Raw genomic sequence first — 14,686 nt, 5'->3', positions numbered from 1 at the left:
GCTCGGCCAGCCGCCCATCCGGGCGGACGCGGAATCGAAGTCGATCAGATCTACGTCATCCAGCTCGGCCCACGCGCACCAGATCGCTACGCGCTCCTGTCTCTCAGCGGATACGGGCCGTCGGGGGCCGGACATAGGCCGCCCACGATCGCTACGCGCTCCTGCCGGATGGCGGGTGCGGCCCGTCAGGGGCAGAACATGGGGCCGGCCGCCAACGATCGCTGGGCGCTCTTGCGATCACGGCGGCCGGCAGGCCGGCTGATCCACCGGCCGCCGGACGGTCGGCCGCCGACGGCGGGCAACCACCCACTGGTGGCCCGACATCTGTGATGCCCTCTACGGGTGGGCGGGTGGGAAACTCCCCGCGCGAAGCGCGAAAAACATACGGCGGGCCAGCCGCAAACGGCGAGCAGCCACCCACCGGTGGCCCGGCATCCGTGATGCCTTGTACGGGTGGGCGGGTGGGAGACCCCCCCCGCGCGGAGCGCGGAAAAGCCACGGCGGACGGCCACCGCGGAAAGCGACAGGTCCGCAGACCGTCGCCGCACGCGGGAGGGCCGGGGTTGTCGGATGGCCGGGCTAGCCTGGACGGGTGTCCGGACGTGCCCCTCGCCTTACCGATCCCGAACAGCTCAAGACGCTGCTCGGGATCCCCTTCACGCCCGAGCAGACGGCCTGCATCACCGCCCCCGCCGCCCCGCAGGTGATCGTCGCGGGTGCGGGTTCGGGCAAGACCACCGTCATGGCCGCGCGAGTGGTCTGGTTGGTCGGCACCGGCACCGTGGCCCCCGAGCAGGTGCTCGGTCTGACCTTCACCAACAAGGCTGCGGGTGAACTGGCCGAGCGGGTCCGCAAGGCCCTCGCGAAGGCCGGGATCACCGACCCGGACCCTTCCCCCGCGGAGGGGGACGCGGCGGCCGGGGAGCCGCGCATCTCCACCTACCACGCCTTCGCCGGGCAGCTCCTCAAGGACCACGGGCTGCGCATCGGCCTGGAGCCCAGCGCGCGGCTGCTCGCCGACGCGACCCGCTTCCAGCTCGCCGCGCGCGTGCTGCGCGAGGCTCCGGGGCCGTACCCCTCGCTGACCAAGTCCATCCCCGACCTGGTCGGTGATCTGCTCGCGCTGGACGCCGAGCTTTCCGAGCACCTGGTCGCCCCGGACGCGCTCCGTGCGCACGACACCGCGCTGCTCGACGCCCTCGCCGGTGTCCGGCTCACCAATGACGACCTCCGCAAGGTGCCCGAGGCCACCCGCGGCCGGCTGGAGCTGCTCGAGCTCGTCAGCCGCTACCGGGCTGCCAAGCGCTCCCGGGACCTGATCGACTTCAGTGACCAGATCGCGCTGTCCGCGGAGCTGGCCACCACCCGCCCCGAGGTCGGCGCGCTGCTCCGGGACGAGTGCAGGATCGTCCTGCTGGACGAGTACCAGGACACCTCGGTGGCCCAGCGGCTGCTGCTGTCCGGGCTGTTCGGCGGGGGCACCGGCCATGCCGTGACCGCCGTCGGCGACCCCTGCCAGGCCATCTACGGCTGGCGCGGCGCCTCCGTGGCCAACCTGGACGACTTCCCCGAGCACTTCCCCCATGCGGACGGCACTCCCGCCACCCGCTACTCGCTCAGCGAGAACCGCCGCAGTGGCGGCCGCCTGCTCGACCTCGCCAACACGCTGGCCGCACCGCTCCGCTCGATGCACGAGGGCGTGGAGGCCCTCCGGCCCGCCGAGGGTGACGAGCACAAGGGCATCGTGCGGTGCGCCCTGCTCACCACCCACGCGGAGGAGCTCGCCTGGCTGGCCGACTCCGTCGCCCATCAGGTCCGTACGGACAAGGAACCGAAGGACATCGCGGTGCTGTGCCGGTCCGGGGCGGACTTCGCGGCGATCCAGGCCGCGCTGGTGGCCCGGGACATCCCGGTGGAGGTCGTCGGCCTGTCCGGGCTGCTGCACCTGCCGGAGGTCGCCGACCTGGTCTCCGTCTGCGAGGTCCTTCAGGACCCGGGCGCCAACGCGGCCCTGGTCCGCCTGCTGATCGGCCCGCGCTGGCGGATCGGTGCCCGTGACCTCGCCCTGCTGGGCCGTCTGGCCCGCCGGCTGGTCTCCAGGGAGCAGCCGGCGGACGGGGACCACGACCCCGACCTGCGCCTCGCGGCGGCGGTGGAGGGCGTGGACCCGGCCGAGATCATCTCCCTCGCGGACGCCCTGGACACCTTCCTCGACGGAGCGGGCTCCGGTGCCGGGGCGGGTGCCGGGGCGGATGACGGTCTTCCCTTCTCCGCCGAGGCTCGCGTCCGCTTCGCCCACCTCGCGCAGGAGCTTCGTGACCTGCGCCGTTCCTTGTCCGATCCGCTGATGGACGTCCTGCACCGGGTGCTGACGACCACCGGCCTGGACGTCGAGCTTGCTGCCTCCCCGCATGCGCTCGCGGCCCGCCGCCGGGAGACGCTCTCCAATTTCCTCGACGTGGCGGCGGGGTTCGCCGCGCTCGACGGCGAGGCGACCCTCCTCGCCTTCCTTGCCTTCCTGCGCACCGCCGATCGGTACGAGAAGGGTCTGGACAACGCCCTGCCCGGCGGTGAGAACACCGTGAAGGTGCTCACCGCGCACAAGTCCAAGGGGCTGGAGTGGGACGTCGTCGCCGTCCCCGGCCTGTACGCGGGCGCGTTCCCGAGCGAACAGCCGCGCGAGTCCTGGACCTCGTACGCGAAGGTGCTGCCGCACGCCCTGCGCGGGGACGCGGCCACCCTGCCGGCGGACCCGCCGTGGACGGCGGCCGGCCTGAAGTCCTTCCGCGTCGACCTCCGCTCCCACCAGCAGGTGGAGGAGCTCCGCCTCGGCTACGTCACCTTCACCCGGCCCAAGTCCCTCCTCCTGGCCTCCGCGCACTGGTGGGGTCCGACCCAGAAGAGGCGCCGCGGCCCCTCCGCCTTCCTCACCGCCCTCCGCGAGCACTGCGAGCTGCCGGGCCGGGGCGAGGTCGAGCTATGGGCGGACGAGCCCGAACCCGACGCCGAGAACCCGGCCCTGACCGTGAGCACCGACGACCACCGGTCCTGGCCCCTGCCCCTGGACCCCTCCTCCCTCCGCCTTCGCCGCGCCGCCGCGGCCCTGGTCGAATCCCACCTGTCCGCACCACCGGAGGACCCGTACCTCTGGCCCCCCTCCTGCGAAGACCCGGCGTACGAGGAAGAACCCCCGCAGGACGATCTGTGGGCGGCCGATGACGCCGCCCCGGCCTCTGGCGTGCCCGGGCGTGACCTGGGTGCTGTCCGGGGCGGGGGCCCGGTTTCCGCGGGCCCGGCCGGCGGGCCGTCCGGGGACGATCTGTGGGCGGCTGATGAGGCCGGTTCGGCCGTTGGCGTGCCCGCGCAGCGCGCGGACGGGGTCCGGGGCGGGGCTCCGGTTTCGGGACGGGGGTCCTCCCCGCGGAGCGAGGGGGAGGGCGGGGTGGGGGATCGGCCCCAGGGCGCGGCCGGAGCCGGTGCGGCCTGGTCCGACGACCCGTGGGCGGACGAGGCCCCTCCGGAGCCCCTGTCGGACGGGGACGACCTCTGGGGCGATGCCGACCTCGACGCCGAGGGCCCCGTCCAGGAGGGCCCCGCCCAGGGGAGCCGGGCCGTCGCGGACGCGCGCAGCGCATCGTTGCCCCGGCCCCGCCACGCCTCGGGCCCCGGTGCCGGCGCGCTCGCTCCGGAGGAGCACCGCACCGTCGACTCCTGGGACCGTGACCTCGACGCCCTGACCCGCGAGCTCCGCCGCACCCGCGCCGCCGTGCGGGACATCCCGCTGCCCGCCTCCCTTTCGGCGAGCGACCTGCTCCGTCTCGCCGCCGACGAGCAGGCGTTCGTACGCGAGCTCGCGCGCCCCATGCCCAAGCCGCCGCAGCCGGCGGCCCGCCAGGGCACCCGGTTCCACGCCTGGGTCGAGGCGCGGTTCGAGGACCTGCCCCTCCCGCTGCTCGACGTGCTCGACCCCGCCGGCGATCTCCCCGGATCCGACCAGGAGGTCGCCGACGCCCACGACCTGGACACCCTCAAGGCCGCCTTCGAGCGCAGCGAGTACGCCGACCGCACCCCGCACCGCATGGAGGTTCCGGTCCAGGTGACCCTGGCCGGACGCGTCGTCCGGGGCCGGATCGACGCCGTGTACGCCACCCCCGGCGGCGGCTTCGAGATCGTCGACTGGAAGACCGGCCGGACCACCGACGCCGATCCCCTCCAGCTGGCGATCTACCGGCTGGCCTGGGCGGAGACCACCGGCACCCCGCTGGACAAGGTCACCGCCGCCTTCCTGCACGTCCGCAGCGGACGCGTCATAAGGCCCCGGAACCTGCCCACCCGCGAGCGGCTGGAACGGATCCTCCTCGGCGGGGCCGACCGGGTTCCGGGCCCGGCCGGTGACCACCAGGCGGACAGCTAGGCTCGTAGGCATGAGCCAGACCCCGGACAGCGCCGTCCGCACGTACATCGACCAGCACCGCGCCGCCTTCCTCGACGACCTCGCGGACTGGCTGCGCATCCCCTCCGTCTCGGCACAGCCCGAGCACGATGCCGACGTACGACGCAGCGCGGACTGGCTGGCCGGGAAGCTCAAGGAGACCGGTTTCCCCACCGCCGAGGTCTGGGAGACACCGGGCGCCCCTGCCGTGTTCGCCGAGTGGCCCAGCGGGGACCCGGACGCGCCGACCGTCCTGGTGTACGGCCACCACGACGTCCAGCCAGCCGCCCTCGCGGACGGCTGGCACAGCGAGCCCTTCGAGCCGGTCGTCCGGGACGGCCGGATGTACGCGCGCGGTGCCGCCGACGACAAGGGCCAGGTGTTCTTCCACACCCTCGGCGTGCGCGCCCACCTCGCCGCGACCGGCCGCACCTCCCCCGCCGTGAACCTCAAGCTGCTGGTCGAGGGCGAGGAGGAGTCCGGCTCCACCCACTTCCGCGCCCTGGTGGAGCGCGAGTGCGACCGCCTCGCCGCGGATGTCGTGATCGTCTCCGACACCGGCATGTGGAACGAGACCACCCCCACCGTCTGCACCGGCCTGCGCGGCATCGCCGACTGCGAGATCGAGCTGTTCGGACCGGACCAGGACATCCACTCCGGTGCCTTCGGCGGGGCCGTGCCCAACCCGGCGACCGTCGCCGCCCGGCTCGTCGCGGCGCTGCACGACGCCGACGAGCGGGTGGCCATCCCCGGCTTCTACGACAACGTGGTCGAGCTGACCGACGCCGAGCGTGCGCTGATCTCGGAGCTGCCCTTCGACGAGGCGGAATGGCTCGCGGCCGCCAAGTCGCACGGCACGCTCGGCGAGGCCGGCTACTCCACCCTGGAGCGGGTCTGGGCCCGGCCGACCGCCGAGGTCAACGGCATCGGCGGCGGCTACCAGGGCCCCGGCGGCAAGACCATCGTCCCGGCCGCCGCCCACCTGAAGCTGTCGTTCCGGCTGGTCGCGGGCCAGGACCCGTACGAGGTGGAGGCCGCGGTCCGGAACTGGGTCGCGGCCCTCGTCCCGTCCGGCATCCGGCACTCCATCGTCTTCGGCGCGCCGACCCGGCCCTGCCTGACACCGCTGGACCACCCGGCCCTGCAGTCCGTCGTACGGGCCATGGGCCGGGCCTTCGAGCAGAAGATCCGCTTCACGCGGGAGGGCGGCTCGGGTCCCGCGGCCGACCTCCAGGACGTGCTCGGGGCGCCCGTGCTGTTCCTGGGCATCTCCGTCCCGTCCGACGGCTGGCACGCGCCGAACGAGAAGGTCGAGCTCGGCCTGCTGGTGAAGGGCGTGGAGACGGCCGCGTACCTGTGGGCGGACCTGGCCGAGACCTGGAGGCCCGTGTGACACCGCACCCCGTCCGGTAACCGCCGCCGCACGCCCGCGGAGCGCGTACGTCCCTCCCGTCCCGTACGCCCGAAGCGCCGCCCCTGCGCCCCCGCATCCGGCCCCGAGCCGGTCCCACCCGTCCCACGCCCGCACCGCGCGCCCCGCACCGCGCCGCGTCGCCCGCACCGAACAAGCCTGCCCGCTGCCTGTCCCACCACCGGGGGAGTTGGAATCTCACTGTGAGCATCTTGACCGAGCGGCCCGTCTCGCTTACCGCGCCCAGCGGAATCGATCGCGCCGCGCACCACCGCCTCGACGAGGCATGGCTCGCCGCCGCCTGGAGCCACCCGACGACCCGGGTCTTCGTGGTCTCCGGCGGGCAGGTCCTGATCGACGACACCCCGGACGGCGGCACGGGGATCGTGATGACTCCCGCCTTCGACGCGCCGATCACCGAGACCCACCGCTACTTCCTCGGCACCGACGAGGACGGCGTGAGCTACTTCGCGCTGCAGAAGGACTCGCTGCCGGGCCGTATGGACCAGTCGGCGCGCCCGGCCGGGCTGCGCGAGGCGGGCCTGCTGCTGTCCCCGCGGGACGCGGCGCTGATGGTGCACGCGGTGGCCCTGGAGAACTGGCAGCGGATGCACCGCTTCTGCTCCCGCTGCGGGGAGCGCACGGTCGTCGCGGCGGCCGGGCACGTGCGCCGCTGCCCGGGCTGCGGTGCCGAGCACTACCCCCGGACCGACCCGGCCGTGATCATGCTGGTCACCGACGAGCAGGACCGGGCGCTGCTGGGCCGCCAGGTGCACTGGCCCGAGGGCCGGTTCTCGACCCTGGCCGGGTTCGTCGAGCCCGGTGAGTCCATCGAGCAGTCCGTGGTCCGCGAGGTCTGGGAGGAGGCGGGTGTCCGGGTCGGCGAGGTCGAGTACGTCGCCAGCCAGCCCTGGCCCTTCCCGTACAGCCTGATGCTGGGCTTCACCGCGCGTGCGGTCTCGTCGGAGATCAACGTGGACGGCGAGGAGATCCAGGAGGCCCGCTGGTTCTCCCGGGAGGAGTTCCGCACGGCCATCGAGACGGGCGCGGTGCTGCCGCCGTCGGGGATCTCGATCGCGGCGCGGCTGGTCGAGCTCTGGTACGGCGAGCCGCTGCCGAGGCCGCTGGACTGACAGCACGAAGGCCCCCCGCTTCCGCGGGGGGCCTTCACGTCGTGCGGCCGGCCTTCCCGGTGCGCCCGGGTCAGACCGCGAGGGCCTGCTGGACCTGGGCCAGGCTCGGGTTGGTCATGACCGACTCGGTGCCCGCCTGGGAGACGATGAGGACCGTGGGGACGGTCTGGTTGCCGCCGTTCGCCTTCTCGACGAAGGCGGCGGACGCCGGGTCCTGCTCGATGTTGATCTCGGTGTACGCGATGCCTTCCCGGTCCAGCTGGGACTTCAGCCGACGGCAGTAGCCGCACCAGGTCGTGCTGTACATCGTCACGGAACCCTTGTCCTGCATGGGGCACTCTCTTTCGGGGGCGAGCGGTCGGTCCAGAGGAGGAACGGTCCGGTTCGGACCGGTCCGGAGGCGGATCGGTCGGAAGCGGATCGTTCCGGAGTAGTCGAACGTACCGGGTCGCCCGGCCATTCCCGGAGGGCCCGGAGGCCACTCCGGGTGACCGCGGCAACGCCGTCCGCTCGCCGGTGTGACTGCCGGTATGACCGGTGCGCACGGGCTGTGGACAAGTTTCCCGCCCGCCCCGGGGGACCTGGCAGCATGGCGGGGTGACAGCAGTAACGCACTCCTCATCCTTCCCGGACGTCGCCGAATCGGCCGACGCCGTGCTCCTCGGTCTGGACCCGGAGCAGCGCGAGGTCGCCACGACCCTGCGCGGGCCGGTGTGCGTGCTCGCCGGCGCCGGCACGGGCAAGACCCGCGCGATCACCCACCGGATCGCGTACGGCGTCCGGTCCGGCGCGTTCAAGCCGGCCAGTGTGCTCGCAGTCACCTTCACCAACCGCGCCGCCGGGGAGATGCGCGGCCGGCTCCGAGGCCTCGGAGCCGAGGGCGTCCAGGCCCGCACCTTCCACTCGGCCGCCCTCCGCCAGCTCCACTACTTCTGGCCGAAAGCCATCGGCGGCGATCTGCCCCGCCTGGTCGAGCGGAAGATCCAGCTGGTCGCCGAGGCAGGCGCCCGCTGTTCCGTCCGCCTCGACCGCAACGAGCTGCGGGACGTCACGGGTGAGATCGAGTGGGCGAAGGTCACCCAGATCATCCCCGGTGACTATCCGGCCGCGGCGGTCAAGGCGGGCCGCGAGGCTCCCCGCGACATGGCCGAAATCGCTCGGATCTACGCGGGGTACGAACAGCTCAAGCGCGACCGCGGAATGATCGACTTCGAGGACGTGCTGCTCCTCACCGTCGCCATCCTCCAGGACCAGCCCGTGATCGCGGAGCAGATCCGCGCCCAGTACCAGCACTTCGTGGTCGACGAGTACCAGGACGTCAGCCCGCTCCAGCAGCGGCTGCTGGAACTCTGGCTCGGCGACCGCGACAGCCTCTGCGTGGTCGGGGACGCCAGCCAGACGATCTACTCCTTCACCGGAGCCACCCCCGACCACCTGCTGAACTTCCGCACCCGCTTCCCGCAGGCCACGGTCGTCAAGCTGATCCGCGACTACCGCTCCACGCCCCAGGTGGTCCACCTGGCCAACGGCCTGCTCAACCAGGCCCGCGGCCGCGCCGCCGACCACCGCCTGGAGCTGGTCTCGCAGCGCGAGCCCGGCCCCGATCCGGTGTACGCGGAATACCCGGACGAGCCCGCCGAGGCCGAGGGCGTCGCCCGCCGGGTCCGGGACCTCATCGCGGCCGGGGTCCCGGCCGGCGAGATCGCCGTACTGTTCCGGATCAATGCCCAGTCCGAGGTCTACGAGCAGGCCCTGGCCGATGCCGGGGTGCCCTACCAGCTGCGCGGCGCCGAGCGCTTCTTCGAGCGGCAGGAGGTCGGCCGGGCGGTGCTCGCCCTGCGCGGCGCCGCCCATTCCGGCGCCCGCGACCCGCTGCTGGCCGACGTGGTGGACCTGGCCGGACAGGTGCGGGCCGTGCTCAGCGCCACCGGCTGGACGCCCGAGCCGCCGGCCGGTTCGGGAGCGGTACGCGACCAGTGGGAGTCACTGGCCGCGCTGGTACGGCTCGCCGAGGACTTCGGCCGGGCGCGCCCCGCCGCCACCCTGGCCGACCTCGTGACCGAACTCGACGAGCGCCGGGCCGCCCAGCACGCCCCGACCGTCCAGGGCGTCACCCTGGCCTCCCTCCACGCCGCGAAGGGCCTGGAGTGGGACGCCGTGTTCCTGGTCGGCCTCACCGACGGCATGGTGCCCATCACCTACGCCAGGACCGACGAGCAGATCGAGGAGGAACGCCGACTGCTCTACGTCGGCGTGACCCGGGCCCGGCTGCACCTGACCCTGTCCTGGGCGCTCTCCCGGGCCCCCGGGGGCCGTGCCACCCGGAAGCCCAGCCGGTTCCTGAACGGGCTGCGGCCCGGCTCCGCCGCCGCGGGACACCGGGACCGGGCCGAGGCCGGCGGCGTCCGCAAGCGGAGCCGGCGCGGCCCGGTCCTGTGCCGGGTCTGCGGCAAGACCCTCACCGAAGCGGGCGAGGTCAAGCTGATGCGCTGCGAGGACTGCCCGTCCGACATGGACGAGGGTCTCTACGAGCGCCTCCGCGACTGGCGCGCGGCCGAATCGAAGGTCCAGGGCCTGCCCGCGTACTGCGTCTTCACCGACAAGACCCTCATGGCGATCGCCGAGGCCGCTCCCGCCGAGCCGGGCGAGCTCGCGATGATCCCGGGCGTCGGCAGCCGCAAGCTCGACCGGTACGGGGCCGATGTGCTGGCCATCTGCGCTGGTCAAGAGCTTGACCACGAGTCTGCTGACGACGCGTAGAAACTCGTCGGAAAAATAGTTTGCACATGCCCTGCGGATCCCCATAGGTTCTTAACCACGGGAACGGCGGCTTCTTCGAAGCCCTGTCTTCGTGCTGTACTTATCCGAATACACGGGACAGGCCCACCAGCCGGTCCCCGAGACGCCGAGAGGAGGCGAGTCCAGTGATCAGCTTCAACACCTTCACCAAAATGACCGATCGCTCGGTTGCCGCCTCCTGCCTGCTCGGCTCCACCTCGCTCCTTGCCGCCTCCGCCGCCTCCCTGGGTCAGGGCACCGGTCTGTCCGCGATTTCCGCGAACAGCCCTGCCGTCCTGCCGACCCTTCCGGTCCGAGAGCGCAACGAGCGACCGACCCAGGCACCGGTGGCAGTAGCGAAGGAGCAGGCGGCACATGGCGCCTATGCCTTTGCGGCAGCCGGTGCCGGATCCCAGAAGCAGACGACGCAGCACCACCTGATGTGGGCCTTCCGCGGGCTCGAACCCTGGAGTGATCCAGCCTGATCGCATGATCAGGCCGGCGCCTTCAGGGCCGCGGAACCCCACCCGGGATCCGCGGCCCTTCTGTTTGCCCCGAACGGGGACGACAGGGCGAAGGGGCCTCGGGACTGGCAAGACCAGGTACCAGCCGACACCGGCCGACCGGCCGGAACGAACAGACGAGGAAGAAACCAACCGTGCAACTCGAAGCGCACGCCCCGTCCGTACCGCAGAACCGAACGATCTCCCCGCCCGCAGTCCCGGAGGACTCCACCTTGACTCCGCTCACCGCGCTCACCGCGCTCGACGACGCCATCGAGAAGCTCGGCGTGCCCGTTCCCTGCCGCTCGAACGACCCGGAGGTCTTCTTCGCCGAGTCCCCGGCCGACGTCGAGTACGCCAAGTCCCTCTGCCGCACCTGCCCGCTGGTCGAGGCCTGCCTCGCCGGTGCGATGGAGCGCCGCGAGCCCTGGGGTGTCTGGGGTGGCGAGCTCTTCGTCCAGGGCGTGGTCGTCGCCCGCAAGCGGCCCCGTGGCCGTCCGCGCAAGAACCCGGTCATGGCATGAACACCGCCCACCGCACCGGATTCGGAACCATCGACCGTCCCCTGACGCACGACCCCCTGAAGCAGGCCCCCATGACCGCCTACACGACGAGCGAGCTGACCCCCTCCAAGGCAGCCGCCACCGCCGAAGACTTCATCACCACCGGTGCGATCACCTCGCGCCAGAACAGGACCCGCGAAATGCAACTCATCCCAGAAGCCCTGGCCCGTGCCCATATGGCCGACCGGCTGCGTGAGGCGCACGCCGAGCGTCGCGCCATCAGCCTGGTCAACGCGCGCCGCATGCAGCGGCGGGCCGAGCGCGTCTCGATGCGCGCCCGGCGCGCGCTGGCCATGGCCGTCATGAACTGACGGCGCACACGCCACGCCGGCACCACGGCAGCACCGCCCTTGGGGGGACCGGTCCGAACGGACCGGTCCCCCCGGTGCGTTGCGGCCCGCTGTCAACGCCGCGCGGCGGTATCGTCTGGAGGTGGACCAGCCGACCCCCCATCCCGTACCGCCGGGGCCAGAGGACCGGACCGTCGTGTGCGCCCGCTGCGGCACACGGTCCCCCGAAGGGGCCCCGATCACCTGGACCTGCTCCGTGGAGAACGGCGTCCGGGAGTACTTCTGCCACGACTGCGCCCGGGCCAACATCCGGGCGATCGAAGGCAGACTCGATTCCTCCTGGTGGTGATCAGCCCTCGGCGGTGAACCCCGGGACCCATGCCTCCAGTTCGTCCCGGAGCCGTACCGTCGCGCCCAGCTGGCACAGCACCCCGATGGTGCTCAGCGTCACCCGGTGGATCAGCAGGTACGAAGGCGGCAGATTGAGCTGCTTGCCCAACTGGTGCGCGGGGGAGCGCGGGTCGGCGAGCCGTGCCGCCTGACCGCGCATCCACCCCCGGGTGAAGGTGAACTCCTCGACCACGGCGGGCTCGATGATCGGCCGGAGGTACTCCAGCACGGCGTCCGGGTCGAGTTCGACGGTCTCCTTGACGAACCCTTCGGCGCACAACTGCTCGTAGACCGCCTCCGCGTCGCCCTGCAGGGTCATCCGCAGGGACACCCCGATCGACCGGGGCAGCCCGCCGGGCAGCCGGTCGACCGTGCCGAAGTCCAGCACGCCCAGCCGGGCACGGCCGTCGGGCCCGGGCACCAGGCGGAAGTTCCCCGGGTGCGGATCCGCGTGCAGCAGTCCGGTCCGGGCCGGCCCCGAGAAGAGGAACCGGGCCAGCAGCTGCCCCGCGCGGTCCCGTTCCTCCTCGGAGCCGCCGGATATCACCTCCGACAGCGGGACGCCCTCAACCCATTCGGTGACCAGCACCTGGTCGCCCTGGTGCACCACGTCCGGCACCAGCACGTCCGGGTCCCCCTCGAACGCCTCCGCGTGGATCCGCTGGGCCTCCGCCTCCAGCTCGTAGTCCAGCTCCTCCGCGACCCGGTCCCGCAGCTCCCGGATCAGCGGCTTGACGTCCATCCCGGGGATGAGCGGCCCCAGCAGGCCGGCGAAACGGCCCAGCTGCTTCAGGTCCGAGAGCAGGGCCTCGCCCGCTCCCGGGTACTGCACCTTGACCGCGACCTGCCGTCCGTCGTGCCATATCGCCCGGTGCACCTGCCCGATCGACGCGGCCGCGGCCGGTTTGTCCTCGAAGGAGACGAACAGCTCGCGCCAGTCCTCGCCCAGGCGCTCCGCCAGGACCTGGTGCACCGTCCCCGCCGGCAGCGGCGGGGCCGCCTCCTGCAGCTTGGTCAGCGCGGCCCGGTACGGCCCGGCCACCTCCTCGGGCAGCGCCGACTCGAACACCGACAGGGCCTGCCCGAACTTCATCGCACCGCCCTTCAGCTCCCCGAGCACCCGGAACAGCTGTTCGGCCGTGCGTTGTTGCAGCTCCTGCGCCACGAACTCGGCCGACTTCCCGCCGATCCGCTTACCGAGCCCCCAGGTGGCCCGGCCCGCGATGCCGAGCGGCAGCGTGGCCAGCTTGACGGTCCGGGCGACCGCCTTCCGGGGAAGATCAGACATGTGCCCCTCCAGTGCCAGAAACCGTGCCGCAAGCGGCGGTTACCCGGCCATTGTGTCCTGTGCTTCTCGCATGCCGGACGGGTGCCCCGGCTCTCCGGCGGCCGCGCAACCGCACTCCGGATGCGCAGTCAGCCCGGTCCGCTGCCAGTGCAGTCCGGGCAGGGCCGCTTCCCAGCGGGCCCCCACGGACGCGGGCAGCTCCCCGTCGAGGAAGGCCAGCGCATGCGCCGCCGCCAGGCCCGCGACCGCAGTGGCCAGTCCCACGTCGCAGGCCGGCACGGCCCTCCGCCGGTGTGCCGAGCGCCACTGCACCAGCAGCCGGGGCCATGCCGGGTCCCGTGCGATCCGGTCCCGCTCCATGCAGCCCGCGCACGCGGTGCCGCCCGGCAGCACCAGCGGCCCCACGACCCCGGTGCCCTCCAGCACTCCCGCGTACAGATGCGGTGTCCCCGTCGCGATCCAGTCGGCGGCCGTGTCCGGGTCGGGGGCCCAGGCCTGCAGACCGTCCCGGGGTGCGACCACCACCAGGGCCGGACCCGGTTCCGCCCCCGGCGGGCCGTTCGCCGCCGGTGGCCGGCCCGGTGCCGGTGCCCGGACCAGCGCCGCCCCGGCCTCCGACCGCAACCGGCCCACGGCGTCCGGGCCCAGTCCGCCCGGAGCGAGGTCCCCGGGCTCGACCCGGCCCCCGTCCATCACCTCGACCCGGCCCACCCCGGCCGAGGCCAGTACCGCGGCGACCGCCGCCCCGACCCGCCCGGCCCCGCGCACCCGGACCCGTACCGCACGCCGTGCCGCGAACCGCTCCTGCACCCCGGCCGGCTCCCGGGACAGCACCGAGAGCGACCCCAGATCCGGGCCCAGCCGTTCCGGGGCCCCGCGCCGCAACGCCTGCGCGGCCGGATCCCCGGCGCCGGCGTCGTCGATCAGCCCGGCTCCCGCGAGCCCGCGGACCAGCTCGTCCGCCCGGCCGTCGGGCAGTCCCAGCGCCACGGCCTCCGCCCGCAGCAGTTCCATGCCCCGGGTGCCGTCGATCCGGTCGATCAGCGTCCCCGTCGCCGTGTCCAGCGGGCCGAACACCACCGCATGCGCCGGAGTCACCCCGAACTGCACGGTCTGCAGATCCCGCCACGCCCTCGCCAGCGCGGGCTTCACCTTCGGATGCATCGCCTTCCCCCTCACGCCGTCCGTTCACCCGGTCCCGGCAGGCTCCTCGTCCTGCCCGATGACCGCAGCATGCCCACCCCGGCCGACGCCCGTGAGGAGTTATCCACAGCCCCACCTATTCGTCATACGAGATGACGGGACGTCTGCCGCTGTCGGCAGGTACCGTCGGGGGCGTGTCCGCCGAGCCTCCCCACTGCCCCGTCGAAGTCCGCCGGAGCGCGCGCCGCCGCAGGACCGTGTCCGCCTACCGTGAGGGCGACCGCACGGTCGTGCTCATCCCTGCCCGGATGTCCGAGGCCGAGGAGCGGCGCTGGGTGGGCGTGATGCTCGACAAACTCGCCGCGCAGGAGAGCCGCCGCACCCTCGGGGACACGGAACTGTTCGAGCGCGCCGGACGTCTCTCCGAGCAGTACTTCCAGGGCCGCGCCCGCCCCCGCTCCGTGCGCTGGGTCACCAACCAGAACACCCGCTGGGGCTCCTGCACCCCGGCCGAGGGCAGCATCCGGCTGTCCCACCGGCTCCAGGGGATGCCGGAGTACGTGGTCGACTACGTGCTGCTGCACGAGCTCGCCCACTTGCTGGTGCCGGGCCACGGCCCGCGGTTCTGGCAGCTGCTGGAGGCCTACCCGCGGACCGAGCGGGCACGCGGTTACCTGGAGGGCGTGGCGGCGGCGGAACGGCTGCCGAAGGTGCCCGCACCGCGCGAGGAGTGACAACCGGTCATCCACAGGGCT

General features: G+C 73.1%; 12 protein-coding genes. 9 read left to right on the top strand and 3 right to left on the bottom strand.

Annotated elements, in window-relative coordinates:
• Positions 1-592 precede the first annotated feature (592 nt).
• The 3 genes from ACGFQ9_RS36495 (at position 593) to nudC (ending at position 6,976) form a co-directional block, all read left to right on the top strand.
• On the top strand, positions 593-4,414 hold the full coding sequence (locus ACGFQ9_RS36495) for a UvrD-helicase domain-containing protein (RefSeq protein ID WP_393580014.1): 3,822 nt from the start codon (positions 593-595) through the stop codon (positions 4,412-4,414).
• Between the two features lie 10 nt (positions 4,415-4,424).
• Positions 4,425-5,825, top strand: coding sequence for a dipeptidase (locus ACGFQ9_RS36490; RefSeq protein ID WP_393580012.1), 1,401 nt, complete (start codon positions 4,425-4,427; stop codon positions 5,823-5,825).
• Positions 5,826-6,046: 221 nt separating this feature from the next.
• Positions 6,047-6,976, top strand: coding sequence for an NAD(+) diphosphatase (gene nudC, locus ACGFQ9_RS36485; protein ID WP_393580010.1), 930 nt, complete (start codon positions 6,047-6,049; stop codon positions 6,974-6,976).
• Between the two features lie 70 nt (positions 6,977-7,046).
• Here the strand turns inward: nudC and ACGFQ9_RS36480 are convergent, their stop codons facing one another.
• The gene (locus ACGFQ9_RS36480; protein WP_393580008.1) at positions 7,047-7,307 is read right to left on the bottom strand and encodes a mycoredoxin; all 261 of its coding nucleotides are present in this window, start codon (positions 7,305-7,307) and stop codon (positions 7,047-7,049) included.
• Positions 7,308-7,573: 266 nt separating this feature from the next.
• Between ACGFQ9_RS36480 and ACGFQ9_RS36475 the strand changes: the two genes are divergently transcribed.
• The 5 genes from ACGFQ9_RS36475 (at position 7,574) to ACGFQ9_RS36455 (ending at position 11,459) form a co-directional block, all read left to right on the top strand.
• Entirely contained in the window at positions 7,574-9,736 is a 2,163-nt protein-coding gene (locus ACGFQ9_RS36475; RefSeq protein ID WP_393580006.1) for an ATP-dependent DNA helicase UvrD2, read from the top strand.
• Between the two features lie 164 nt (positions 9,737-9,900).
• Positions 9,901-10,239, top strand: coding sequence for a hypothetical protein (locus ACGFQ9_RS36470; RefSeq protein WP_393580005.1), 339 nt, complete (start codon positions 9,901-9,903; stop codon positions 10,237-10,239).
• Positions 10,240-10,412: 173 nt separating this feature from the next.
• On the top strand, positions 10,413-10,781 hold the full coding sequence (locus ACGFQ9_RS36465; protein ID WP_393580003.1) for a WhiB family transcriptional regulator: 369 nt from the start codon (positions 10,413-10,415) through the stop codon (positions 10,779-10,781).
• Positions 10,778-11,131 carry a hypothetical protein gene (locus tag ACGFQ9_RS36460; protein ID WP_393580001.1) on the top strand — a complete coding sequence of 118 codons (354 nt, stop codon included), beginning with the start codon at positions 10,778-10,780 and terminating at the stop codon, positions 11,129-11,131. The genes ACGFQ9_RS36465 and ACGFQ9_RS36460 overlap by 4 nt, the downstream gene beginning before the upstream one ends.
• Positions 11,132-11,252: 121 nt before the next feature.
• Positions 11,253-11,459 carry a hypothetical protein gene (locus tag ACGFQ9_RS36455; RefSeq protein ID WP_393580000.1) on the top strand — a complete coding sequence of 69 codons (207 nt, stop codon included), beginning with the start codon at positions 11,253-11,255 and terminating at the stop codon, positions 11,457-11,459.
• Here ACGFQ9_RS36455 and ACGFQ9_RS36450 read toward each other — a convergent pair whose 3' ends face one another.
• Positions 11,460-12,788: an ABC1 kinase family protein gene (locus tag ACGFQ9_RS36450; protein WP_393579998.1), complete on the bottom strand. Its 1,329-nt coding sequence runs from the start codon at positions 12,786-12,788 to the stop codon at positions 11,460-11,462.
• A 39-nt stretch (positions 12,789-12,827) separates the two neighbouring features.
• The gene (locus ACGFQ9_RS36445; protein ID WP_393579996.1) at positions 12,828-13,952 is read right to left on the bottom strand and encodes a ThiF family adenylyltransferase; all 1,125 of its coding nucleotides are present in this window, start codon (positions 13,950-13,952) and stop codon (positions 12,828-12,830) included.
• A 131-nt stretch (positions 13,953-14,083) separates the two neighbouring features.
• Between ACGFQ9_RS36445 and ACGFQ9_RS36440 the strand changes: the two genes are divergently transcribed.
• On the top strand, positions 14,084-14,665 hold the full coding sequence (locus ACGFQ9_RS36440) for a M48 family metallopeptidase (protein WP_393579994.1): 582 nt from the start codon (positions 14,084-14,086) through the stop codon (positions 14,663-14,665).
• Positions 14,666-14,686 lie beyond the last annotated feature (21 nt).

Origin of the sequence: Streptomyces sp. NPDC048603 (assembly GCF_043199475.1) — a bacterium.
Classification (GTDB): Bacteria; Actinomycetota; Actinomycetes; order Streptomycetales; family Streptomycetaceae; genus Streptomyces.
This window is presented reverse-complemented; position numbering and strand designations above follow the sequence as displayed.